At 33.7% G+C, this 25,802-nt stretch carries 21 protein-coding genes; 10 read left to right on the top strand and 11 right to left on the bottom strand.

Annotation, left to right across the window (positions count from 1 at the left end):
• Window positions 1–61: 61 nt before the first annotated feature.
• From ACIDC4_RS12210 to ACIDC4_RS12190, 5 genes are all read right to left on the bottom strand, one after another.
• Complete coding sequence (locus ACIDC4_RS12210) at window positions 62–988, bottom strand: DUF58 domain-containing protein (RefSeq protein ID WP_065451498.1); 927 nt, start codon at window positions 986–988, stop codon at window positions 62–64.
• Window positions 985–3,561 (bottom strand): M1 family metallopeptidase, encoded by a 2,577-nt coding sequence (locus ACIDC4_RS12205; RefSeq protein WP_412045244.1) that lies wholly within the window; start codon window positions 3,559–3,561, stop codon window positions 985–987. Before ACIDC4_RS12205 ends, ACIDC4_RS12210 begins: the two co-directional genes overlap by 4 nt.
• Before the next feature lie 175 nt (window positions 3,562–3,736).
• A complete protein-coding gene (locus ACIDC4_RS12200) occupies window positions 3,737–4,210 on the bottom strand; it encodes an SgcJ/EcaC family oxidoreductase (RefSeq protein ID WP_412045243.1) in 474 nt (157 codons plus the stop codon).
• A 128-nt stretch (window positions 4,211–4,338) separates the two neighbouring features.
• The gene (locus tag ACIDC4_RS12195; RefSeq protein WP_412045242.1) at window positions 4,339–4,932 is read right to left on the bottom strand and encodes a hypothetical protein; all 594 of its coding nucleotides are present in this window, start codon (window positions 4,930–4,932) and stop codon (window positions 4,339–4,341) included.
• Window positions 4,933–4,990: 58 nt separating this feature from the next.
• Window positions 4,991–5,536: a hypothetical protein gene (locus tag ACIDC4_RS12190; RefSeq protein WP_412045241.1), complete on the bottom strand. Its 546-nt coding sequence runs from the start codon at window positions 5,534–5,536 to the stop codon at window positions 4,991–4,993.
• 204 nt (window positions 5,537–5,740) lie between these two features.
• Between ACIDC4_RS12190 and ACIDC4_RS12185 the strand changes: the two genes are divergently transcribed.
• Both ACIDC4_RS12185 and ACIDC4_RS12180 read left to right on the top strand, forming a co-directional pair.
• Window positions 5,741–6,448: a LytR/AlgR family response regulator transcription factor gene (locus ACIDC4_RS12185; RefSeq protein WP_412045240.1), complete on the top strand. Its 708-nt coding sequence runs from the start codon at window positions 5,741–5,743 to the stop codon at window positions 6,446–6,448.
• Window positions 6,445–8,526, top strand: coding sequence for a tetratricopeptide repeat-containing sensor histidine kinase (locus ACIDC4_RS12180; protein WP_412045239.1), 2,082 nt, complete (start codon window positions 6,445–6,447; stop codon window positions 8,524–8,526). The genes ACIDC4_RS12185 and ACIDC4_RS12180 overlap by 4 nt, the downstream gene beginning before the upstream one ends.
• Window positions 8,527–8,967: 441 nt before the next feature.
• Here ACIDC4_RS12180 and trxA read toward each other — a convergent pair whose 3' ends face one another.
• Window positions 8,968–9,288, bottom strand: coding sequence for a thioredoxin (gene trxA, locus ACIDC4_RS12175; RefSeq protein WP_262490194.1), 321 nt, complete (start codon window positions 9,286–9,288; stop codon window positions 8,968–8,970).
• A 240-nt stretch (window positions 9,289–9,528) separates the two neighbouring features.
• Here trxA and ACIDC4_RS12170 point away from each other — a divergent pair, with 240 nt between their 5' ends.
• The 5 genes from ACIDC4_RS12170 to ACIDC4_RS12150 all read left to right on the top strand — a co-directional run bounded on the left by ACIDC4_RS12170 (window position 9,529) and on the right by ACIDC4_RS12150 (window position 18,304).
• Window positions 9,529–11,991 carry an AsmA family protein gene (locus ACIDC4_RS12170; RefSeq protein WP_412045238.1) on the top strand — a complete coding sequence of 821 codons (2,463 nt, stop codon included), beginning with the start codon at window positions 9,529–9,531 and terminating at the stop codon, window positions 11,989–11,991.
• Between the two features lie 424 nt (window positions 11,992–12,415).
• On the top strand, window positions 12,416–12,631 hold the full coding sequence (locus ACIDC4_RS12165) for a helix-turn-helix domain-containing protein (protein WP_412045237.1): 216 nt from the start codon (window positions 12,416–12,418) through the stop codon (window positions 12,629–12,631).
• Window positions 12,621–13,694, top strand: coding sequence for a DNA cytosine methyltransferase (locus ACIDC4_RS12160; protein WP_412045236.1), 1,074 nt, complete (start codon window positions 12,621–12,623; stop codon window positions 13,692–13,694). The genes ACIDC4_RS12165 and ACIDC4_RS12160 overlap by 11 nt, the downstream gene beginning before the upstream one ends.
• Window positions 13,681–16,668, top strand: a complete 2,988-nt coding sequence (locus ACIDC4_RS12155; protein ID WP_412045235.1) for an ATP-binding protein — start codon at window positions 13,681–13,683, stop codon at window positions 16,666–16,668. The genes ACIDC4_RS12160 and ACIDC4_RS12155 overlap by 14 nt, the downstream gene beginning before the upstream one ends.
• On the top strand, window positions 16,661–18,304 hold the full coding sequence (locus ACIDC4_RS12150; protein WP_412045234.1) for a response regulator receiver domain: 1,644 nt from the start codon (window positions 16,661–16,663) through the stop codon (window positions 18,302–18,304). The genes ACIDC4_RS12155 and ACIDC4_RS12150 overlap by 8 nt, the downstream gene beginning before the upstream one ends.
• An 11-nt stretch (window positions 18,305–18,315) precedes the next feature.
• Here ACIDC4_RS12150 and ACIDC4_RS12145 read toward each other — a convergent pair whose 3' ends face one another.
• Both ACIDC4_RS12145 and ACIDC4_RS12140 read right to left on the bottom strand, forming a co-directional pair.
• Window positions 18,316–19,149 carry a DUF6602 domain-containing protein gene (locus ACIDC4_RS12145; RefSeq protein ID WP_412045233.1) on the bottom strand — a complete coding sequence of 278 codons (834 nt, stop codon included), beginning with the start codon at window positions 19,147–19,149 and terminating at the stop codon, window positions 18,316–18,318.
• Window positions 19,150–19,195: 46 nt separating this feature from the next.
• Window positions 19,196–20,194 (bottom strand): HNH endonuclease, encoded by a 999-nt coding sequence (locus ACIDC4_RS12140; RefSeq protein ID WP_412045232.1) that lies wholly within the window; start codon window positions 20,192–20,194, stop codon window positions 19,196–19,198.
• Between the two features lie 62 nt (window positions 20,195–20,256).
• On the opposite strand from ACIDC4_RS12140, the gene ACIDC4_RS12135 reads away from it, so the two are divergent.
• A complete protein-coding gene (locus ACIDC4_RS12135; RefSeq protein WP_412045231.1) occupies window positions 20,257–20,673 on the top strand; it encodes a very short patch repair endonuclease in 417 nt (138 codons plus the stop codon).
• 198 nt (window positions 20,674–20,871) lie between these two features.
• Here the strand turns inward: ACIDC4_RS12135 and ACIDC4_RS12130 are convergent, their stop codons facing one another.
• The gene (locus tag ACIDC4_RS12130) at window positions 20,872–21,105 is read right to left on the bottom strand and encodes a hypothetical protein (RefSeq protein WP_412045230.1); all 234 of its coding nucleotides are present in this window, start codon (window positions 21,103–21,105) and stop codon (window positions 20,872–20,874) included.
• Window positions 21,106–21,643: 538 nt separating this feature from the next.
• On the opposite strand from ACIDC4_RS12130, the gene ACIDC4_RS12125 reads away from it, so the two are divergent.
• Entirely contained in the window at window positions 21,644–21,958 is a 315-nt protein-coding gene (locus ACIDC4_RS12125; RefSeq protein WP_194615273.1) for an HPF/RaiA family ribosome-associated protein, read from the top strand.
• 54 nt (window positions 21,959–22,012) lie between these two features.
• Here ACIDC4_RS12125 and ACIDC4_RS12120 read toward each other — a convergent pair whose 3' ends face one another.
• A complete protein-coding gene (locus ACIDC4_RS12120; protein WP_412045229.1) occupies window positions 22,013–22,672 on the bottom strand; it encodes an NAD(P)H-binding protein in 660 nt (219 codons plus the stop codon).
• A 689-nt stretch (window positions 22,673–23,361) separates the two neighbouring features.
• Between ACIDC4_RS12120 and wrbA the strand changes: the two genes are divergently transcribed.
• Complete coding sequence (wrbA, locus tag ACIDC4_RS12115) at window positions 23,362–24,522, top strand: NAD(P)H:quinone oxidoreductase (RefSeq protein ID WP_412045228.1); 1,161 nt, start codon at window positions 23,362–23,364, stop codon at window positions 24,520–24,522.
• A gap of 370 nt (window positions 24,523–24,892) precedes the next feature.
• On the opposite strand, the gene ACIDC4_RS12110 is transcribed toward wrbA, so the two are convergent.
• Complete coding sequence (locus ACIDC4_RS12110; protein WP_412045227.1) at window positions 24,893–25,543, bottom strand: hypothetical protein; 651 nt, start codon at window positions 25,541–25,543, stop codon at window positions 24,893–24,895.
• Window positions 25,544–25,802 lie beyond the last annotated feature (259 nt).

Here is a 25,802-nt window from a genome sequence, read left to right as displayed (position 1 = left end):
AGTACAGAATTTCATTTCTGCAAGCGTTTTGCTAAAAAAAATTAAATATATTTTCAAATTATTAGCCAAAGTTTTGTTTTTCAACTAAATATGTAGTCAATATTTTTTCAAAATTATCGCCAACATTCACCGGAACGTACTTAATTTGGTTCTTTGCACAAGTCAAAGAGAGTTTTTTAAAGTACTCCTCTGCTCTTTTTTCATATTCTGCTTTTACATTGTCGGCAAAAATAGATACTTCTTCGCCTGATTCTAAGTCAATAAACTTTCTTGGTGTATTATCAAAGTCAAATTTAAGCTCGGTTTTATCATCCACGACATGAAACAAAACTACTTTATGCTTGTTGTGTTTAAGATGCTGCAAAGCGTTAAACAGCTTTTCATCATCTTCTGACTGAAACATATCCGTAAATATAATAATCATCGAACGACGGTGCATTTTCTCTGCAATTTGATGCAGATACGTAATCGTGTCGGTCGTTTTCTTGACTTTAGGCTGCTCTAATAATTGTTCCAGTTTATTGAGCAACATTCTATGATGGCGATCACTTCCTTTTTCGGGAGCATAATATTCGTAACTGTCCGAAAAAACACTTAAACCTACGGCATCGCGCTGTTTCTTTAAGATATTCATTAAAACTGCCGAAGCCAAAACCGCAAAACCAATCTTCTTTTCATAAAAAGGCTGACCTGATTTGAGTTCCGGATAATGCATCGACGACGAATTGTCGACAATAAGATGACATCGCAAATTGGTTTCTTCCTCAAAACGTTTGGTATACAAACGGTCCGTTTTGGCAAACAATTTCCAATCGATATGTTTGGTGCTTTCTCCTGCATTATACACTTTATGCTCTGCAAATTCTGCCGAAAACCCATGAAACGGACTCTTGTGCATTCCGGATATAAAACCTTCTACAACCTGATTTGCCAGCATCTCGAGATGCTGAAAACTGGATACTTTCTCTATTTCCGATTCGATTTTCATTCGGTTTCTTTTTTAATATTTTGTGCGCGGTATAAACCATCTGTCGCCTGTAACAGTTTTCGTTTTAATATCGGACTAAAATTAGGGTTTTCTTTTAAGAATCGCTGCACTTCGTCAAAAGCATATTTCGATGAATATTTCCCAATTGTATTATTCAGCCAGTCCTTTGGAAAGAAAATATCTCCCGTGCGCTGAATTTCCTCAACCAAATCTAATGAAAATCTAATGTATTTTTGAGCACTTTTCTGACGCAACGGATGATTGATATTCGCCAAACCTACAGCAACCCACGATTCTTTCTCCCTGTTTTCATCGTCTTTTAATGATTTCACAAAAGCATCGCGAACCATTTCATCTTTCGATAAAGACGGAAGCAAAAAATCAAATCGCTTTTGTTTGTCCGGATTTGTAATTGTTGTTCTGGCTTTATTCAGAATTTCATCGGCTTTAGCGTGTTTAAATATGGCCAGATTCATTGCCATATTGGTATAATCGTCTTCGTTTAGCTTTAAGCTTTGAATCACTTTTTCTTTGTTCCATAACGAATATAATTTGGCTTTCGCCGAATTTGAATACGCAATCGAACTAAATAAATTAAACAAAGTCTTTTTGATGTTGCTTGGTAAATTGGCTTGTAAACGACTGTACAAAACAGCTTCTAATTGTTTCTGCGCTTTGGTTTGTTGTTTTTCGGTTAGGAATTTCCAAAACACATTACTCGTTTGATTGGTAATTGTTTTTAGAACCAACTCATTTTCTTCCTGCTGAATTCCTTTTAAAAAACAATCAAAAGCTTTACCTGGCGCAACATTTCCCGTTAGGGTATTTTCGTAAATATTGATATAGGTTGATGCTCTTGCTACCTCATCTTTCAAAGTCAAAACAGATTCTAAATTATTCCCGTCAAGCGGAAAAACGCCGTAACCAAAACCATTATAATTATAAATGATACTAAGCGGTTTTTCAAGTCCAATAGCTTCTTTCAGTGATAAATTCCTGTCTTTTATATTGACACTAAGTACTTTTACCTGATCAGGATATACTAAACCAATATCAAAAATCTGAGGCCACACATTGTCAGATTTGCCTTCTGCCTCTTGCCAAATTTCAAACGATGAAATTCGGTTTTGAGCATCGTATTTTATCTGATTATTAAAAATAGCCCTTCCGTATTTATTCACCCAAACTTCGCTCCACTTTTTCATGTCAAGTGGTGTTTCGGCATCCAGAATTTCGACCAGATTATTCCAGTCGGCATTGTCGTTGGCGTATTTTTTAATGTATTTTTCGATTCCTTTCTGGAAAGCTTCCTTTCCCATCGAAGCTTCAAGCTGGCGCATCATAATTGGGGCTTTATTATAAATAATCGCTCCGTAAAGTGATCCGGCATCTTTTAAGTTCTCCAAATGTTGTTTTATCGGATGTGTACCCAACGAACGATCTTCCGCGTAAGCGTTAGGATAATGCGCCGTTAAAAATTGTAGATTATGATTGACTTTCGGAAAAATCGGGTTCATGATTTTATCGGCCATAAAATTGGCAAAGACTTCTTTCATCCAGACATCGTCGAACCATTTCATGGTAACCAAATCGCCAAACCACATATGCGAGGTTTCGTGTGCAATCAATTTTGCACGATCTAATTTCTCGCTGTCGGTTGAACTATTATCTAAAAATAAAGTTGATTCTCTATACTGAATCGCCCCAACATGTTCCATTCCGCCATATTGAAAAACTGGAATCGAAGCAAAATCCAACTTCTGAAAAGGGAATTTATAATTGGTATATTTTTCTAAAAAGTCTACCGATTGTTGGTGTAAATTAAAAATAGTATCAGCACTTACTCTGAATTTTTCCGGATTGTTTTCACGATACAACATCGTCATTTCTCTATTGCCTGGTTGCTGTGTCACCGTTTTAAATTTTCCGGCCACAAACGAAAATAAGTATGTACTCATTTTATCTGATTCTCCAAAAGCATAACTCGTAAAATCTCCTTTTTCTACTTTCTCTTTTACATCGGCTCCAGCCAAAACTGTCCAGTCTTTAGGAACTGTTAAACTCAATTTATAAGTTGCCTTGATATCCGGCTGATCTAAACACGGGAATAATGTGCTCGCGCGATCCGGAACTAATAAAGTATACAGAAAATCATCGTTTCTATTTAAAGACAAATTTCCTGCTATAAATGAAATCGCAACTGTATTTTTTCCTAAAATCAAGTCTTTAGGAGCAATAACAATATGTCCTTTTTCGTGAACAATAGCAATGCTTTTTTCGTTTACCTGAATTGATTTTATATTGGATGTTTTCTCTTTAAAATCTAAATATAAAGGCTCACTCAAATCAGACAAAGTCAAATACAATTTCAAATCTGATTTGATATTTTCGGTTTTCTGACCCGGAATTTCAAATCCCAAATCATATCGAACATCTGAAACTTGTTTTTTTCGAAAAATAGCCAATTGCTCTGAAACACCATTTTCTAAAAGAAGATTTTCTTTTTGTTTCGATTGAGAAAAACCAATTGTAGTAAATGCGAGAACACAAAGAAAGCTGTAGAAAATTTTCATTTTTAAAGGAATGTTAGATCTGTAAAAATAAAAAAAGTTTGCCACGAATTTCACGAATTTCCGCTAATTAATACGGTATAATTTTTAGCCACAGATTAAAGGATTTTCACAGATTTTTTTTAAATCTTTTAATCCTTCAATCTGTGGCTAACTTTTTAAACGTGTTATTTCAAAATTATCTTGGCGGAGCATTTACCTGAGTTACCTGCATAGTAATAATTTTCCAGATAGTATTCTGTTTTTCGAAAACTGCTGTAATAAATTTAGTGTTTACAGTTCCTTTTTTAACTACTCCGCCAGGAACAGCATAATCCTCTTTTGCTGTCAAAGTTTCTTTTATATGTGCATAAGCCGCATTTTCAGATAAAAATTTAGCATCGATCCATTCCAATTTTATCGATGTTGGTTTAATACAACATTCGTTAATATGAGAAAACTGAGTCATTATTTCCTCTTTTCCTTTCCAGTACATTCCTAAAAAATTAATTAAAACAGCGTCTTCACTAAAGGCCTGAGAAAAGGATTTCATATCGTTTTTATTCCAGTCTAATTCCTGTTGCTGAATAATTTTTTTAAGTGCCTCATCTTTGCTCTGAGCTAAAACAACTGTCGTGCTCAACATTACAATCAATAAACATATTGCTTTCATATTCAATTATTTAAAGTGATTAATTATCTAAAAAAAGGTTATCAAATTTACGTTAATTTCTAAAAAAAAAGTCTGACTATTGCCAGACCTTTTCCAAACATACTAATTCTAACTATCCAAAAATAAAATTATTGAGTTTGCTGAAATTTAAAAGTCATATCTCCTGCATAATACGTATTGCGCGCATTGGTTGGAAAAATAGTTTCTGCAGCCGTACTTGAAATATAGGCATATCCTGTAATGATGATATTTCCTGCCGTAATAGGATACGTCGCAGCAGATCCGTCAGTTTTTGTTCTGTTAATCCAGTCGTCGCTGTTTACGGTAAAAAAGTATTCTTTGTCTTTTGTAAGCGCAATTGGAGTGATTGTTTTTTCTACCGTAACATTTGCGGTTGGTATATTTATCGTTTCAGATTTTATAACCGTTTTGGTCGCCGCATCCCATAGAGTGATTCTTAATGCAGCATTTACATCTGGAATTTTTACCACCAAAGCATTTATTTTACCCGTTACTGTTGGTTTAAAACTGAAACCGTATTCGTAAATTCCTGAGTTTTTTACATCGACTGCTTTCTGGCTAAATCCTGAACCGGCCATATAAGCATCAAGAGGATTTTCTTCGTTATACTTAACAGCTTCTTCTTTATCGTCATCGCTGCTGCAGGAAATGGTCAATAATGCAATGGATAAAATGGTAAAAATGGTTTTTAAAGTTTTCATAATAATGTAGTTATTGGTTCTTCTTTCGTTCAATAAATTATCTTGTATTCTTTTAAAATTAGAGTTGAATATTAAAATAAGCACACACTTCTTCGTAACTCATTTTAGCATAATCAGGTTTTGCTGCTTTTCCTGTTGTTGCGGCTACACCTCCGGGAATTAAAATATAACGCCAGCTAAGCGATGCTGGAAGATTTACAGTTCCTCCTGCATCATGTCTAAATCTGAATAATTTGATCTTTTTTGCTGTAGAAATAGCTGTAATCGTATTCACAAATCCTCCGGCTGTAGATGTGTAAGGCAATGCATAAGTACCTGAACCAAAAGACACATAAACTAATATGGTTCCTTTTGCAAGAATATCTTCTGATAGTTGTGGTGCATTAATCGATGTAGACATTCCTGATGTTCCATCTATTGTCTCTGCAACTGCCGTTGGCGCTGTTAGCCACGCACTATAAATAACATTTGCTGTTCCTGTTGCTCCCGCCGGACCTGCTTGTCCGTCAACTCCGTTTACTCCGTCGGTCCCGTCATCGCTGCTGCATGAAATGGTAGAAATGGCAACTAATAAAATGGTAAAAATGGTTTTTGAAAATTTCATGATAATTTTGGTTTTAAATTTGGCTAAATGATTCTTATTTAATTCAATAACATTATTTTTGCAATAATCAAATGATCGTAAAAGAGTATTTCTTTTTATCTGATGATTGAATTACAAGACAAATTTGCAGGATTAAAATGTGCCGAAAAACCACTAATAGACGAACAACATTTTAAATAGACAGACGACATAAATTCCAGATAAATGACCAAAAAATACACTTGTATTATTATCGACGATGACGAAATAGACAGACTTACGGTATTATCGTTTGCCAAGAAGTTTCCTGTTCTGGATATTCTGGGTATTTTTGAATCGGCAGAAGACGCGCTTCCGTTTATCGAAAGAGAAAAAGTTGACATCTTATTTTTGGATATTGATATGCCGGGCCTGAACGGAATTGAGTTTAGAAAAAAAGCTTTAGAAATTCCGGTTTGTATTTTTATAACCGCACATCCAGAACATGCCGTAGAAAGTTTTGAGATCGAAACATTAGATTTTATCGTAAAACCCTTGAAACTGGATCGCTTTGCACAAACCGTAAGCCGTATCGAAGAGTTTATGGAAATCAAACTGAAAGCGTCTCTTTTTGAAGCCAGTATTGGCGGCGATACCATTTACATCAAAGAAGGTCACGAACAAACGAAAGTCAAACTACATGAGATTTTATATCTCGAAGCCTTAAAAGATTATACATTGGTTATCACCGATAAAAAAAGACATTGTGTTTTATCGAGTATTGGTAATTTGCTGAAAGAAGATCACTTTCAGTCTTTCATCAGGATTCATCGAAGTTTTGCGGTTCAGAAACAATTTATTCAAAAGATCAATTCAACCGAAATTATTCTGAACAACAACATTGCTATTCCCGTTGGCAGAAGTTATAAGGAAAACCTAAACCTGTTCTCATGAAAAAAATGGGATTCCTGTTTTTGTTTTTCATCAGCTTTACTGCTTTTGCGCAGCAGGAACCTGTTTTGGCCAAGTATAAAACCCAGCAGGAAAAATTAAAAATCTGGCTAAAATATACCAATGAAGTTTTGGATGCCGAAGATTATCCCAAACTCATCATCGCCGCACAAAAAGGAATTGAACTTTCTAAAAATCAGCTTGCCTACAAATCAAGATTTTATTTCTTAAAAGGAAATGCCTACGAATTCAATAATAATCAGACTAAAGAAGCGTCCGTTAATTATGAGATTGCTTTAAAATATGCGCAAGAAGCAAGACATCTTAAAAACGAAACTTCGACTTTGATGCGTCTTAGTTATGCCTATTATGCGCTAAATGAAACTTCGAAAAGAAAAGCCTTAATCGAATACATCAAACAAGTTCTGGACACTACAAAAAGCACGTATACAAAATCTGTTCTTTACGGAAGTCTTGGCGAATATTACCTCGATAATGCCCAATACGAAACCTTTATTGATTATCAGCTACAAGCCATTAACTACAAAAAACTGCTCAAAAAAACGGTAGCCAATGATGAAACCATTGGCGTTTCGTACAGTCAGATTGCGGCGGCTTATACTAAGATGAAACAATTTAATAAAGCTATTGAATATCTTAATTATGCCCAGCCTTATATCAAAACTTCTCCTTATATCAGTGCATTTTCCTGCAACTATTATCTGCAATGTTTTGTGCCTTTAAAAAACCTGGACAGTATTCAAAAATATTACAAGTTAGCGTATACTTTTCCATCCAAAAAAGACTCTTTATTTCTTAATCTAAGTTTTGCCAACAGAAGCGTATCTGAATATTATGCTAATGAAGGCCAGATCAACACTGCGTTTAATTATGCTAAAAAAGCTCTTGCATTAGGGAAAAAATCCAATGATCAGGATATCATTATGGAAGCCAACGCCGTAATGGGAAGAATTTTATATGAAAAAGGAGACTATAAAAAGGCGATAGAAACCTTAAAAAAAGCTTCGAAAAATGCCTTGACCTACGATAAAGAATCCTTTGTAAATATCAATAAAAAACTATCGCAAAGTTATGCCGCATTAGGACTCTGGAAAGAGGCTTTTTATTATAACGAAATCTACAGCAAGTCGAATGACGAAATGATGCAGGAATCGGCGAAGCAAAATATTGCCAATGCCGAGGCGCGTTACCAAAACAAAACCAAAGGGCAGGAAATCAAGAATCTTTCGACTGAGAATACGCTTAAAAATATTCAGATTGACGAAGCCAAGAAACAACGCATCTTTCTCATTTCGGGATTAATTCTCGTGGGAATCATTGGATTATTATTATTCAAACAAAACCAAAACCGAAAGAAAACCAATCAGAAATTACAGCTTTTGAATCAGGAACTCGACGAAGCCAACAAAATAAAAGCGCGGTTCTTTAGTATTTTAAACCACGATTTACGAAGTCCGGTTTCGAATTTAATTCACTTTCTACATCTTCAAAAAGAAAACCCCGAATTGATCGATGAAGAAATGGCTGCAAGAATGCAAACCAAAGTCATCACCGGAGCCGAGAATTTATTATCCTCGATGGAAGATATTCTATTGTGGAGCAAAGGCCAAATGGAAAACTTTAAACCGCATTTTAAAGAAATTCCGATTTCTATTTTATTTAATGAAACGCAGAACCATTTTTCGGGCATAGAAAACATCCAAATATCATTTGAAGATCCCGAAAACATCATCCTAAATACAGATGAAAACTACCTCAAAACCATTATCCGAAACCTTACCGGAAACGCCATAAAAGCATTAGAAAAAACAGAAAACGGAAAAATAATCTGGAAAGCCTGGCAGGAAAGCGAAGTTCAATACCTCTCCATTTCAGACAATGGTCCCGGCGGAAGTCAGGAACAATTCAAAGCTTTATATGATGATTCAGAAGTTATTGGCATCAAATCCGGTTTAGGATTGCATCTCATTCGGGATTTGGCTACAGCCATCAATTGCAAAATCGAAGTCAGCTCAAAACCTGAATCCGGAACTACGTTTACGATTAAGGTTTGCCACTAATTACACTAATTAGCACGAATTAAAATTCAGTCTGTTTTTTGCCACAGATTAAAGGATTAAAATGATTTTTATAATCTGTGAAAATCTTTTAATCTGTGGCAACCTTTTTTAAGCATTATCCAAAATAAGTAATTCGTGCTAATTCGTGAAATTCGTGGCAAAAAACCTTTAAATAAAAAAGGCTTAAATTCCTCTAGTTTATTATTGTTGCCAATTTATTTAAACACATAGAGAAATAGCTTTACATTCCGAAAAAAGAATGAATAAAAAAACACGTTTCTTTCACATAGCTATGTGTGTTCAAACAAATGAAATGCCTTTTTTATTAAGTTACAAAAGCTATGTTCCTATGTGTTTAAAAATATGCTCAATCCAATTTTATTCCAATAAAAAAGGCTTGACTTTCGCCAAACCTTTTTTATATAAATCATAATCTTACGATTACAACAAAGCGTCTAAACTATCTGCGTAGGTTTGTTTCGGAGCAACTCCTACTTGTTTTCCTACTACTTCACCGTTATGAAAAACCAAAACAGTAGGTATGTTACGCACACCATATTTTGCAGCGAATTCCTGGTTAGCATCTACATCGACTTTACCAACAACTACTTTACCTGCGTATTCTTCGCTGATTTGGTCAATGATTGGACCAACCATTCTACAAGGACCGCACCATGCTGCCCAAAAATCTACCATTACTGGTTTATCTGATTTCAAAACTACTTCATCAAAAGTAGCATCTGTTATTGCTAATGCCATAATTTCTTTTCTTTTAAAATTATTGTCTGAATTGTTTCGTTTCAAACTAGAGTACAAATTTAAAAATTAAATACTAATCATACACCATTCTTAAATTAGTTTTAATTATAAATGCATTGTCATTTATTATATCATTCCCATGTTTTTATAAAATAAGTTATAACTTACATATATTGTGGCACATCTTTTTAAAATAAGCTCAGTTTTTTACCTTATCTTTAGTAATCCAGAAAATTCCTTGAGATGTCAGCAACTTTACTCCACATAAAAAACTTCTTTCAATCGGTTCGATTTAAAAAATATGCCAAACGCTTTGGCTTTTTCGTATTAGGACTTATTGTATTGTTATTAATCGCTTGTGGAGGATTGTCTATTTATTTTAATCGAAATAAAACCGAAATCATCGCCAAGATCAATACGAAGATCAATGAAAACATCAACGGAAAATTTCATGTTGGTGATTTTCATTATAAGTTTCTAACCGGTTTCCCTAATTTTACTTTGGCCTTAAAAAATGTCGAACTCAAAGACAATCAATGGGCAACGCACCAACATACTTTACTAAAAGCAACCGAAATCGAAGCGCGATTAAACGTTTGGAGTTTACTGCAAAACGAAATCAACATTCATAAAATCCTCATCAACGATGCCGATATTTATGTTTATAAAGCAGCAGACGGTTATTCGAACGCCAATATCTTTAAACCCAAAAAGAAAAAATCGCCCGAAAACAAATCAGATCGCGAAACTACTATTGACCAAATCGACCTCAACGATGTTCATTTTATTCTGGACAATCGGCTTGGACATAAATTGTTCGATTTTGATGTTGCCAGTTTAAAAACAAAAGTAGATTATGATGGCGACAATTGGCAAACCGATGTTTTTCTGGATACACAAATAAAGAGCTTAGCTTTTAATACCGTACACGGCAGTTTTGCCAAAGAAAAAGAACTCAAAGGAACTTTTAATGTTGCCTATTCTGCTCAAAAAGAACGAATTGACATCGTAACCCGAGATCTAAAAATAGGAACAGATTCTTTTGATATTATTGCCTTTTTTAATCTCGCCAAAGGAAATGCCCTTTTCGGAATCAATATTGGGACTACAATTTTATGGCAAAATGCTTCGAATGTATTATCAGGAAATATTAGTTCGAAACTTAATCGCTTCAATTTAAGTAAACCTATCGATGTCAATTGCGACATAAAAGGCGATTTTAATGCCGAAGGCGATCCCAGAATTGTGGTTCAGGCCATTATAAAAGACAACGAACTGAGTATTCCCGACGGATTAATCAAAAAATGCCATTTTAAAGGAATTTTTACCAATAATTTCAAACCAAAAGACGGCTACAACGATGCTAATTCGGCTATTATCCTGACCCAATTTGCGGGCGAATACGAGAATATTCCGCTTACGATTCCGCAATTGGCGATTAATAATCTCGAAAAACCAGTCGCGACCGGAAACGTAAGTTCAGATTTTGATGTCGAAAGACTCAACCAAATCAGCAATGACAAATGGATTCAGTTTTCAGCCGGACATGCAAAAGCCAATCTCAAATTTCAGTTTGATATTGTCGATTTGTACATTACAAAACCGCGTTTTATTGGTAAAATAGATGTCGATGACGCCTCATTTCATTATATCCCAAAAAATGTTCATGCCGTAAAAACCAACATTCACCTTGATTTTACTGAGAAAGCATTACTCATCAAACAAATCACATACAAACATCTTAAAAACACCATTTTAATCGAAGGCAAAATCGACAATTTCCTGAACCTTTATTACGATGCGCCCGAAAAAATGATCGTAAACTGGAAAATCTATTCACCCTACATAGATCTCAAACAATTTTTGGGTGTTTTAGCCACTTCGCAAAAAACAAAAGCCACGGCGAAAACCCATAAAAGAACCACAATTTCAAACCAAATACGAACCGCAATCGACAAATGTGCTGTAGTAATCGACATCAAAGCCGATAAAATTAGTTACAACAAACTAACTGCGACCAACACAATCGCAACCGTACAAATGATCGATTCGAAATTGGTGATTAAAAACGGTTCGCTGCAAACTTCCGGCGGAAGCATCACGTTTAACAGCGAAGTACAACCCAGCGGAAAAAACTTTGCTTTTAGCTCAAACGCGCAGGTAAACCGGGTTGATATTGCAAGTTTTTTACGATCGTTTAATAACTTCGGAGTCAAATCTTTTAGTCCTAATAACATCAAAGGAAAACTCAGCAGTCAGGCCAATGTTACCGGTTTTATCAACAGCAATGGCGAGCTGATCACCAATTCTATGCACGGCAATCTGGCGTTCAATGTCAATCAGGGCGCTTTGTTAAACTTCGAGCCTATCGTAAAAATTGGCAAGTTTGCCTTTCCGTTCCGCGATGTCGAGAATATTACGTTTAGCGATTTATCAGGCAAACTTAAATTGCGCGGAGAGCAAATCGATGTCAATAATTTCACCATTAGTTCCAGTGTCTTAAACCTCGATGCCGAAGGTATTTATTCCTTTGGCCGAGGCACCAATCTCGCCCTCACCATCCCACTCCGAAACTCCAAAAACGACATCAAACTCGCCACCAAAGCCGAACGCGACGCCGTTCGCGACCGCGGAATTGTCCTGCATTTAATTGCTCTGGACGACGAAGGAAAAATGAAAATTAAATGGGGAAAGAAGGATAAATAAAAATGATTTTGCCACAAACTCATCTCAATATTGTAATTCTGAGGAAAGACCTGTTCGCCGCGGCTAAAGCAATCACACTAGAAACTCGCCAAAGATTTGTCACTCTGAGCGAAGTGGAAGATCTTTTTCAACTTATAATTTGTAATTTCAAAATACTGTAATTTCAATTTTCAGGAGCTATTTCCTGCTGTCCACTATATCTTTTGTGGTGAACCCCACCACAAAAGGATGCCGTTCCCATCAGGGCTAAGGGTTTTGTTTTCATAAGAAGTTTAGGAATATTAAGTAACGCCAGTCAGAAATGATTGGCGTTTTTTTATGGAGAAAAATTTAAAATTATACCCACTTAATAAGGTTAAAAACTAATTAAGAATGAGGACAATTGTCAACCGGACAATTGTCCTCATTCCGTTACATTTATCTCGTGAACGATTTGAAAGAAAATTTTGGCAATAAAATAAAAGCCTTAAGAGAACAAAAAGAATACTCTATCGAGTATCTGGCAAATATTGCCAACATAGACAGAACCTACATTTCTGACATAGAAAAAGGTAAAAGAAATGTCTCACTATTAATCATCGAAAAACTTTCAAAAGCTTTGGAAGTAAATATTCAGGAGTTATTTAATTATGGAGAATAAAACTAATACTTTAAAAGCAGTTGACTTTTTTTGTGGCGGCGGCGGTATGAGTTATGGAATGCTAGAAGCAGGTATAAATGTTCTGGCAGGAATTGATAATGAAGAAAATTGCAGAAATACCTATGATGCAAATATTGGTAAAGATAAGTTTATTAAGGAAGACGTTTTTGATCTGAAAGAAGAAGAACTTGAAAACAGATTAAAACTAGATAAAAATGATGATGATCTAATTTTAATCGGATGCAGTCCTTGTCAGTTTTGGAGCATAATTAATACTAAGAGAGAAAAATCTACAAAATCTGCAAATCTCTTAATCGAATTTGCAAGATTTGTTAAACACTTTAACCCAGGATACGTAGTAGTAGAAAATGTTCCTGGTGTACTAAGAAAGAAAAAAGAAAGTGGATTAGAGGATTTTATAATCTGGCTAGAAGACAACAACTATAATGTACATTTTGAAGTCCATAATGTTTCTGAATATGGTGTTCCTCAAAGTCGAAAAAGATTTACTTTAATAGCAAATAGAGTAACTACAGAAAAAATAAATCCAGAAAAAAAAGAAGGTACTAAAGTCACTGTTAGAGATGTAATAGGTGAACCAAATGGTTTTCCAAAAATTAGTGATGGTAATAGAGATGAAACAGAATTTATTCACACCGTACCAACGATTTCTGAAATCAATAAAAGAAGATTAAAAAAAATTGCGAAAGACGGAGGAAATAGACTGGGTTTTGCAAATGATCCCGAATTGCAGCTACCCTGTTTTATTGGAAAAGATGACTGGTTTAAAGATACTTTTGGTCGTTTATGGTGGGACAAACCATCTCCTACTATAACTACAAAATTTTTCAGCATATCTAATGGTCGCTTTGCCCATCCTGAAGAAGATAGGGCATTATCTTTACGTGAGGGGGCAACGTTACAATCATTCCCAAAAAAATATATATTTCATGGAACAAGTACTTCTGCCATAGCTAGGCTAATTGGTAACGCAGTTCCGCCACAATATGCAAAATGCATTGGTGAATCAATTATAAAAAATCATACAAATGGCATTATTTAAAACTAGAGCTAGAGCGTTAGATTTACTCGGTCGCCAGCAAATTGCAGGAATTCCAACTGCAATTAATGAGCTCATTAAAAATGCTCATGATGCATATGCTGATAAATTTGATATTGATTTTTTTAGAAAAGATAACTTACTTATTTTACGTGATGACGGGCTTGGAATGACAAAAGACGAGTTCGAAACGAGATGGTTAACAATCGGAACAGAAAGTAAATTCGTAAATAATAAAACTTTATTACCTCCAAAAGATTCTCATAAACCTTTAAGACCAGTAATGGGCGAGAAAGGAATTGGTCGATTAGCTATAGCTTCAATTGGAAAGCAAGTTTTAATAATAACAAAAGCAAAGCAGAGAAAAGAAGATTCTAAAATTGTAGCTGTTTTTATCAATTGGGAATTATTTGAATTACCTGGTATTAATCTTGAAGACATAATAATTCCAATTAAAGAGTTCGACGAAATCCCAGATTTAAAAGAATTTGACCAGCTTAAAAATGAAGTTTTAATTTCTTTAGAAGAATTAAAAATTAAAGATATTATAACATCTTCTGATTATGAAAGAGTAGCTAACTCAATAATCAATTTCAATATTGACCCTAAGAAAATTAATACAAATCTAGTGGGGGATTTTGAATTATCAAACAATAAAGGTGGTACATTTTTTTATATAAATCCAGTTAGCGAAACTTTAATTTTCGATATTGAGGGAGATAAAGAAACAAAAGAAGCTACCAAGATTGAAAAAATGTTAATTGGTTTTCATAACACTATGACTCCTAATCACCCCAAACCCGTAATCGATATTTCATTTAGGGATTACAGAGGAGACGATGGCACGTATTTTAATATAATTGACAAGGAACAGTTTTTTACACCTCAAGAATTTGAAATTGCCGACCACCATTTTGAAGGGACTTTTGATGAATTTGGCCAATTCAAAGGAGATATTAATATATATGGTGAAAAAGAATACGAAAATCATATAGTTAACTGGAATGGCAATAATTTTAGAGAAACAGATTGTGGACCCTTCAAAATTAATTTTGTATATATACAAGGGGATCTAAAAAGTTCAAAGGTTGACTCTCAAAATTGGGCTATATTGAGCAACAAAACAAATAAATTTGGAGCATTATACATTTACAAGGACAATATAAGAGTATTACCATACGGTGATGTTGATTATGATTTCTTACATATTGAAAAAAATAGAACTAAAAGAGCTAGCACTTATTTTTTCTCCCATAGAAGAATGTTTGGAGTAATTGAAATAAATAGCAATCAAAATTCTAAACTTGTTGAAAAAGCTGGTAGAGAAGGTTTTATCGAAAACAAAGCATTTAGAAATTTTCAAGAAATTTTAAAAAACTTTGTCATTCAAATAGCTTTTGACTTTTTTGATGAAAAAGGAAAAACACCACAATCCGAATTTTATAATCAAAAAAAAGAAGAATTAAATTCTATTCATAATGCTCTTGAAAGAAGAGATAAACTCGCCAAAGGGAAAAAAGAAAAATTTCTTCAAAACTTAGATACTTTTTTTAAAGATCTTGCTTCAAATAAATTTGAAAATGACGTCAACACAATAATAGAAGATACAAGAAAAAATCTTAACTCAGTAATCTATATAAAAGACACCGATCAAGCAAGTCAAAAAATAATTGATTACGAATTTGAAGGTAGACAAAAAATAAGCGACTACAAAAAGAAAATCACATTATCAAGTCCTAAGGGCTTCACTATTTCCAAAGGAAACAGACTCGATTTTGCAACATATTTCAAAGAGTATCAAATACTTGAACAAAATACTTTCAATAAAGCCAATCTAGAAATTGATAATTTAATTGAAGATTATAGTACTAAATTAAACATAGAAATAAGTAAGCGAAAAAGATTAGAACAATCTGTTGAATTTATTTCTATAGAAGCAAAAAAATTAAACTTTAAGAAAAGAACGGAAACAAATGATGTTGTAAATGATGTTGCAAAAAAAATAAAAGAACTTACATCTGAATTGATGTTAGACTTAGATAATCAAATTAGATCAGTAAAAGATCGTTTTAAGCATTTAAGTACTAATAATGTTGAAGATTTTAACTTGGTAGAGGAAAGAAAATCTATGGAAGAAGAAATTGAATTAATAAGTAGTCGTAACACATTTGTTATGGACGGAATTATTAGACAATTCGAAAGCTTTTATATTGAAAAAAATAATGACCAAATAATTACAAATGATCAAATTTCAGATGCAATGTCTGAAGAACTGGAAGAACTAAGAGAACGTATTCAAGCAGATGTAGAATTAAGCCAATTAGGGTTAGCTGTTGGAATTCTTCATCATGAATTTAGCAGTACTGTACGCTCAATACGAGGAAGTATTAAAGATTTAAAAGCATGGTCTGATGTTAACCATCAACTTGATAATGTATATAATAATATAAAAATTAATTTTGAACATTTGGATGGTTATTTAAATCTTTTCACACCTTTAAACAGACGTCTAAATAGAAAAAGAGAAAATATTTCTTTAATAGAAGTAAAAACATTTTTAATTGATTTATTTAAAACTAGAATGGAAAGGCATAGCATTATGTTTAAACATACCAACGGTTTTGCAAAACAAAAAATATTTGGTTTTAAATCAACGTTCTACCCAGTTTTTGTTAATTTGATTGATAATGCAATTTATTGGCTTAACCACAGTGATATTGATGAAAAAATCATACGCCTACATGCTGATGAAAATGGGGTATATGTTTCTAATAATGGAATTGAGATTCCTATCCAAGAAAGAGAGAAAATATTTAATTTAGGGTTTAGTAAAAAGATAAATGGGAGAGGAATGGGATTAAGTATAAGTAAAGAAGTTTTAAATGCAGAAAGTTATGACATATCTGTGGTTCATCCTATGGAAGGATCTTCAGTTACTTTTAAAATTCAACGAATTAATACAGAAAGAAATGAATAATGGCTTCTTTGAAAAATCTAAAAAAATTTCTAATAATTTTTTACAAAGCATAGTCTTCATAGATGACAAAGCTTATTCTGATGCTAATTCTCAAAATCCTAATCATGACTTTGACGCACAAAAAGTTTCAATGGCTTTTGCGAAAGAAGAAAAAGTTTGTGGTATATATAAACCTAAATCAAAGTCTGATATAAATAACTTCAAATCAATCACTAAAAAAGCAGATATTATAATTTTAGATTGGCAGATAATATTATCTGATGATGAGATTGACGATCCAAATGCAGATGCACCTAGTGAAGATCCTAGAGGACAATATACAATTGAAATTTTAAAAAATATTGTCAAAGACAATGAAAGTTTAAAGTTAATAGTCGTTTATACAGGAGAGACTGATTTAATGGAAATTACAAATGAAATTTCAGAAAATTTACTTGTAATAAATCCAAATTTTAAACAAGACTTATGTGAAGTAAGTAGTCCTAACATTAAAATTTTAGTTAGAGCAAAATCATCTGTTAATGATGATGAAGTTGATAACAAATTCAACCATCTGCATCTAAATGATAAAATTATAAAGTATAAAGACCTACCATTATTTGTGTTAGATGAATTTACGAAAATGACATCTGGATTATTATCTAATTTTGCGTTATTATCATTAACTACCATAAGAGATAATTCAAATAAAATTTTAAGCTTATTTTCAAAAGAACTTGATAGCGCATTTTTAAGTCACAAATCCTTTTTACCTAACACTCATGATGCTCAAGATCTTTTACTTGATATTATGAAAGATTCCATAGCCGACCTATTACTATATAATAAAACACATAAATTAATTGATAAGAATTTTATAGAAGAATGGTTAGAAATAAATATAAATGATGAGGAGCATCCTATTCTAAATGGCAAAGGCAAGCCTTTAAATCCAAAAGAAACTTTTGAAAGAGATAAAACAAATTTGATAAATCTTTTATTTTCCGAAGAAACTCGTGTCGATAAAAAATTTAATTCTGTATTTCAACTATTAATTGAAAATAAAGAAAAAAGAGATGAATTTTTAAAATATTTATATTTAAACAATACTTCCTTATTTTTAAATACAACTAACCATGAAAATATAGATCAGATAAACAAGGAATTTGCAAAATTAACTCATCATAAAAGCCTATTCCTTCCACAAAACATTGAACCGAAACTTACTTTAGGAACAATTCTGAAAAGTACAAAAAGAGACGAAAGTTATTTTTTATGCATTCAACAAAAATGTGATAGTGTTAGATTAAAAAATGGAGAAGAAAGAAAATTCCTTTTTTTACCATTAACCATTACAACTGACAAATTCGACCTAATCACTCCTAATGGAATAAAATTAAAACTAGATAAAAAATCTTTTTCAATTAGAACTATAAAGTTTACTTGCTCTAATGATGACGGAGTTATAAAGGGAATTCTAAATGATAATTCCAAATTTATTTTCAATCAAATTTATTCTGAAGAACATGACGAAAATTTTGAATGGGTTTTAGATTTAAAAGATTTACATTCTCAAAGAATTGTCACTAATTTTGCTTCAATTTTATCACGTATCGGATTAGATGAATCAGAGTGGTTAAGAAGATGGGGAAACTAAAACCGTTCTATTTATAATAAATCAGTATTTCTAAAAATATATCTTCCTTTGCCCCAAGGTTTATTCACAAACTCATTTTCAATTAATTTATCAAGATTAAAAGGATCAGTTAAATAATATCCTATTCTAGGATTACCTCTACTTGATTCTATTCGTGGTAAATCATTAACAAGTGTCGATAAAAAGCTAACAATTTCTTCATTAAAGTTGTTCTCTTTATCGAAGGAGTAATGTACCCAACCTTGAGAAGTATTACACAACCATCCTTTATCAGCAATGCATATATTGGCAATTAAAGGATGGTCCTCCCAATCTTCATCAATTTTACTATACATTTCCAAAATCTTTGCAGGAGTATAATTCTTCAAACGAGTATCAAAAGTAAATAAGGAGTAATGTGGTTTTATAAAATATGTGGGAACTACATCACCCCTTTCATCATGAATAGCTGCAGTCACAATAAGCTCTGTATCTAATTGCCTAAATTTTAAAAATGCATCTTTTAAATTAGCCAAATTAAACTCAGATTTAACTTCAATGGCATTTAGTACCGATTCAATGGGAAAAATTCCCATTTTATCACTTGACGAAAAAAATATTGGTGGATGAAGATTTTTACTATAGATGCATAAATCAATTTCACCTGATATGTTACCGAGATAATCAACAATTTTTCCGTTACCTATGGAAAAGTTATTATTGAGCATTGGCTGTATTAATTCATGCAATACAATTTCCCTTAACCTTCCTGTTAAATAAGGATGTTTTAACTCAATAGCGGATTTTGCATCAGCTAAACCTTTTTTTATCTGTGAATCTAATATTTTTCTATAATAATTGTTCATTAAAAAAGTGATTATTCTTTAGTTAAAAATAGTAATATGGTTTCAATTATTTATTGAATAGTTTCCATCTTATATTTAAAGCATTAATAGATGGAACATTATTTTTTGCTATCAAAAGATTACGACTCTTAAACTCTTCATATTCACTACTTAGCAAAGATTCAGAAAGCTTTACTTCCAGTGTTTCAGGATCAATTCCTATCAAATTTAAATCAAATAAAGTGTGAATATCAGATCTTAAAAGTAATCCATTTGCAACATGATTATCTTTTTCTCCTCTATAAGGATTAATATGCGCCGCTTCGATAATATGTAATATCTCACAACCAGTAACCATACATTTATCTCCATGTAAATTACGTAGAGAGTCTCTAAATTTTTGCTGTCCTCTTCTTTCAAATATGGTTTTTATTATTTTTGGCCTTTCATCTTTATTTAATGGAATATAACCTTCATCAAACAAATCACTTAAATAATTTTCCGATTCCTCTGCAGAAGGATAAATAAATTCTTCTTTTAATTTTTTTATTTCTGCCTCGTAAAATTCAATAAAGAAATCTTTACTAATATTTTGCATAGACATATTTCGATTATACTTTCTATGATAAAAAGGTTTTATCTTATCAATAGTAACAATCTCTTTTGGTACGATAAAACTTGTACTGTAGCATGCCTCAAAATTTGTTACATCAATTATTTCTGAATCTGGCACACTAAACTCATGTCCTTTATTACAAAGATATTTTGGAGTTTTAGTTTTCCGAGGTCCGTAATTGGTACTTCTACAAATAGGGCATCTACGCCTCTTCTTTGTACCATTAAATTTTAGAATTTTGGATATTCTTGCTAATCCAAGAACTTCCTTTTTATCTATAATAACTGCAATATCTCCCAACTTAATTTGCTTGTGATTGGCAACTGAATCATCATATACATATTTTGTTTCAATTTCATCTTTATATCGATCAGTGCTTTCGTAAGTAACATCTTCATCTGAAACCGATTTTAAAGCCCAATACGATGTGGTATTTTCTTTCTTAGGCATTTGTTTTTGTTTTGAGTAAAAATAAGTTTTATATTTTTATCTGTGTTGATTATCTTTATAATATGGATAAATTAACTCCAGAACAAAGATCAAAAAACATGCAAGCTGTTCGCAGCACAAATACCAAAGAAGAAGTTCGTTTGGCAAAAGCATTATGGAATCTAGGTTACAGATATAGAAAAAACAACAAAACAGTTTTCGGAAAACCGGACTTTACTTTTAAAAAATTAAAAATTGCCATTTTTGTAGATTCAGAATTCTTTCATGGAAAAGATTGGGAAACTAGAAAAAAACCACAAACCAATCCTGAATTCTGGATCAAAAAAATTGAACGAAATATGCAAAGAGATATTGAAGTCAATGCGCATTTAGAATCTCAAAACTGGAAGATTCTTCGTTTCTGGAGTAACGATATCAAAAAAAATTTGGATTCGTGTATTCTTGAAATTGAGAATGCAATTGCAGAAAGACAAGTTTGACAATTGCAACGAGGCTTCGACTTCGCTCAGCCTGACAATACTGTTCAAATTATTACTCTATCAAAAGGACAAACTTTACGGAGTTACCTGCGAAGATTGCTTCGCCAGTTCGCTATCGCTCGTGTTCTCATTCTTAGAAATGACAAACTGAACGAAATAAAAAAAGCCACTTTTCATAGTGACTTTTCTCATTTTTAATTATTCAGCATCCAGATAAGGATTTAAAATTTCGGCTAATTCATTCAACCAATAAAAACCTTGTTCGACTGATTTTGTATCGATTTGCAAGGTTTCGCATTCTCGCATTAGCGATATGGCGAGAAGATAATTTACTTTTCGAATTGCTTTGGCGAAACTTTTAGGATCAGTCGCTTGGTTGAAAAATTCGTTTAAGCGCAATTCTGTTTCTTTTGAAAGGGTGTTTACACTCATAATCTCGAAATTTAGGAAATATAAAACCCGTATGGGTTAGCTGTCCTACGCCTTCGAGAACGCGTTGCAGTTGTTTCCAATACCGCCAGCGTACCATACGGGCAAAAAGTTTTGTTGTATTCATATTCTCGATGTTTAGGACTGCGAAGATACCAAATAAACCATTGTGAATAGTAGGATTTTATAAGCAATTTAAAAGGTGATAACTTTTTAGTTGGCGCATTGGCGCGGGGGGCTTCGACTTCGCTCAGCCTGACATATCGACTTCGCTCAGCCTGACATACCGACTTCGCTTAGCCTCGCATATCGACTACACTCAGCCTGAAAAAAATACAATAAAAAAATCTGTTTTTATCTGCGTTTTCACGAAGTGAATCCGTTAAATCCGCGTTCGATAATTACATTTCGAAAATCGCCAAGTCTGATAAAAAAATGGCCTTGAAATTTTCTACCATTTTTTCATAATGTTTTATTAACTCACTTGGGTTTTCATTCTAAAAAAGATAGCTTTGAGAATAATCATTAAATATAAACCGATATGAAAATTCAAATCAATACCGACAAGAACATCGAAGGACACGAAAGATTAGCAACTTATTTTTCTGAAGAATTAGAAAAAGGTTTAGCTCGTTTTGAAGAAAAAATAACCCGCATTGAAGTACATTTTGGAGATGAAAACGGAGAAAAATTCAGCTTAAACGATAAAAAATGTGTGATTGAAGTTCGTGTAGCCAATTTACAACCCTTAACCGTAACAGATCACTCGGATACACTGGAAAAAGCGTTTAGCGGTGCTCTTGCCAAAGCAAAAAAATCACTTACTACGACTTTCGAAAAACAGAAATCGTTTTAATTTATATATATCAAATGCAAATGGCATTATCTCTAATCAGGATAATGCCATTTTTTATTTCAGCAAATGAGTCATTTCTTGCCACTGTACTATTTTGACTTTCTCGTTGAGTTGGTTCGCACTATTGACCATTGCTTTTGCGATATTGGCTGCTTCTATTCCTTTATACTTATTCATTCTTCCCATAAACAAAGGATTAATCAATTTGAATATCCCAATGAATACTTTCTCCAGAGGCCGGCTTTCTTTTCTGTCGCCTAAAATCATCGATGGACGAAAAATATGGGTATGATCTAAATTCAGATTTATAATAATATCTTGTTCGGTTTCGCCTTTCATCTTCGTATAAAATATCGACGATTTTGCATTTGCTCCAATTGCCGAAACGAGAAACACGGCTTTTGCTCCGTTTTCTTTGGCCAGTTTTGCCGCTAAAACCGGATAATCATGATCGATTTGATAATATAGTTTTTTATCGGGTGTTTTCTTTTGTGTGGTTCCGAGTGCTATAAAAACTTCATCTACCGGAATGCCTTTTACAACTTCGGTCAGCGAATTATAATCACCTATTATCGTTTTTAGTTTGGTATGCTGAATGTTCAGCGCTGCCCTGACCACGATGATTACTTGTTCGTAATTGGCATTATTCAACAACGTTTCGAGGATATAAGACCCTACTAATCCGCTTGCTCCGTATACAATTGCTTTTTTCATGATAAGGCGATTTGTTTTCTCGAAGTTAGAAATTTTTGCCACAGATTTCACAGATTAGAAGGATTAATATTTTTTGTTTCACGGAGATTAAACGGATTTTTATTTTTCAATCTTTTTAATCTGTGAAATCTGTGGCAACAAAACTCTATTTTCTATGTGCTAAATATTCTCTCGCAGATTTTGCAGATAAAGCAGATTTTATTTTTTAATCTGTGCCTATAAACGCTCATCAAATGTTGCTCTGAAAGAGCTATAGCAACAGCATGGTGCGAAGCACTATGAATGAAGATGAATTTTATTTAAGCCCTGAAAGGGCAAAAGCCTAATTTCAAAGAGAACATTTATTCTATTTGTCATTATTTTTTATGAGAAACTGCGGTTATCCTTAATCTTTATTGTCTATTTGCTGTTGCCCTTTCAGGGCGATTTTAACTCTTGATTTAATTCGTAGTGCGTTGCAGTACGCTATTGCTTTTAGGGCTTTCAGCCTACTTTAAAAAGTTTCACACTCCCGATTTGTTAAAACATCGACAACAAACAACGCACAGCAAAACACGATTAACATAATAATAACGCTTTTTGGTATTGTAAGAAGTAATTTTGCAGTCCCAAAAAAGAAACTTGATTTTTAAAATAAAACAAGCTTCTTAATTGAGATTATCCATTACAAATTATTTAAAATTACTTTCATGAAAAAGCAACTACTCGTATTATTAATCGCCATATTTATAGGTTTTGGTGCCGATGCGCAAACAAAATCACCGGAAACCAATATGCTGGTTTTAATTTATTCACAAAACGGCGGAACTTACAAAATGGCAAAAGCTATTGCCGAAGGAGTTCAGGAATATCCAAATACAAAAGCGACTTTAAAACGTGTTCCATCTATAAACCCGAAAGAGAAATTGAATGCTGAGGTAGAGAAATTACCTGTTGCTACTATCGAAGAATTGGCCAATTATGACGGAATCGCTTTTGGAAGTCCGGTTCATTTTGCGAATATTAGTGCTGATATGAATTACTTTTTCAGCCAGAGTATTCCGCTTTGGACTTCGAGAACTTTAGAAGGGAAACCGGCAACTGTTTTCATGTCGGCAGGATCTGGTGCAGGAAAAGAAGCTGCGATTTTATCTTTCTGGAATATCCTTGCCTCTCACGGAATGGTGATTGTGCCAACCGGAATTATGGGAACGGCAAATTTAGACAAAACGGTTCCGCAGGGAAATACGCCTTTTGGTGCGACTTCATTAGCAGGATCTACAGGAACTCGTCCGTCGCAAAGCGAATTGAATTTGGCTAAGGAACAAGGAAAAGCTTTGGCAAGAGTAGCTTCGGGATTGAAAAGTACAGAAAATATAAAGTCTGTAAAAACAACTTCGGTTGAAACTAAAAGCGATATCAACAAAACATTAAAAGACAATAATATTGTACTTCCTGAAGCGCCTAAACCGGTTGGAAATTATGTTCCGTTTACGATTTCGGATCATAAAGTGTACATTAATCAGGTAGCTTTGAAAGATGGAAAAATCCTAAATCCGGGTAAAGTTGGCGCAACGGTTACTGAAGATCAGGCGAAGGAAGCCACTTACCAGACAATGCTAAATGTAATTGCAGTTTTGAAAGAAGCTTGCGGAGGCGATTTGAACAAAGTAAAACAATGTGTGCAATTGACAGGATATTTTAATACGACTCCGGAATATACGCAACATGCCGGACTTATGAATTCGGCTTCGAATTTGACGGCTTTGGTTTTTGGTGAAAAAGGAAAACATGCGAGAGCAACGATTGGTGCGGCTTCGTTACCGATAAATTCGGCTGTAGAAATTCAGGCGATTTTTGAAATTGAATAAAGAGGAGATTTTACCGCAATCCCGATAGCTATCGGGAGCAAAAGGATTACGCAAAGGTCGCGAGGTTTTGTGAATTATGCTTTGCTTTGAGATCGCAAAGGGATTGTGTTTAAAAAATTTAGACGCACTGCTGTGCGTCTCTACGGAAAATTGGAACGTATACTTATATTAAAATGACATTTCGACTTCGCTCTGATGACAAGAGTACACTGAAAACTGAGACTGAAAACTGTTTCGCGTGAGGGATAGAGCAATCCGCCGCGGCGGAAGTGAAAGCCCGACAGCAATAAAAGAAGGGGCCGACTAAGCGATTTGCATAGTTGGCCCCTTTTTTTATTGGTGGCACGCCCAGATTATTATTGATGTACTATTATGATTTTGGCAAAGGCGCTCCAACGGCGATATCGCAACGGTGTCCGGGTTTTCCGTGTGCTGGATTCATTCCGTCTGCTACTGCTGTTTCTTCAGTGCTTAATAAGGCCGGAACTGCATTGTTTGCAGGTGGCGTTACTGTAAAATTTTGGGTTGTAGTGCCGCTTTGGGCAGTATTCGCAGCTGGTTGTTTTGCTGCAGGAGAATTTAAAGGTGCTCCAACCGGAATATCGCATCTGTGTCCGGGTTGTCCGTGCGCAGGATTCATTCCTTTGGCTACTTTCGTAGGTGCTACAGTTGTTGTGGTTACTACATTTTGCTGACCTGAATTTACTTGTACAGGTTGCGCAGTTTGCGTTGTTTGTCCTTGCGTTGGAGCCGAATTTAAAGGTGCGCCAACGGCAATATCGCAACGATGTCCGGGTTGTCCGTGTGCGGGATTTATTCCGTTGGTCTCTCCCATTACGGTATTAGGATTCGTCGCCGGATTTTGAACGACTGATTGCTGCGTTTTTGTAGTGTCTTTTGCCAGTCCTAGTTTCACCAATTCTGATGTTGGTGTGTTTTCCTGTGGTTCGAGTTCTTTCTTGCAAGAGGTAAAAACCAGCGAAGTGACAAATATTGAGGTGATAAGTATTTTTGGATTCATGATGTAGATTTTTAAAGCTCTCAAATATAGTAAGATTTCACCATATAAGTAATATAAGACAATTTAAGATTGCGGTAAAATTTTCACCATATAAGTAATGTAAGTTCATATTAATTGTGACAAGCCTTATAAATGTTACAATTACTTGATGAAACACATAGAAACATAGATTTTGAATTGGAGAATGAAGATGCTAATAGAAAATCATGATTTTTTCGCATAGTACTATGCGATTTATTTTTAAGTGAAGCGCCTTTTC

It is taken from the genome of Flavobacterium sp. C3NV (genome assembly GCF_046825355.2).
GTDB lineage: Bacteria > Bacteroidota > Bacteroidia > Flavobacteriales > Flavobacteriaceae > Flavobacterium.
This window is presented reverse-complemented; position numbering and strand designations above follow the sequence as displayed.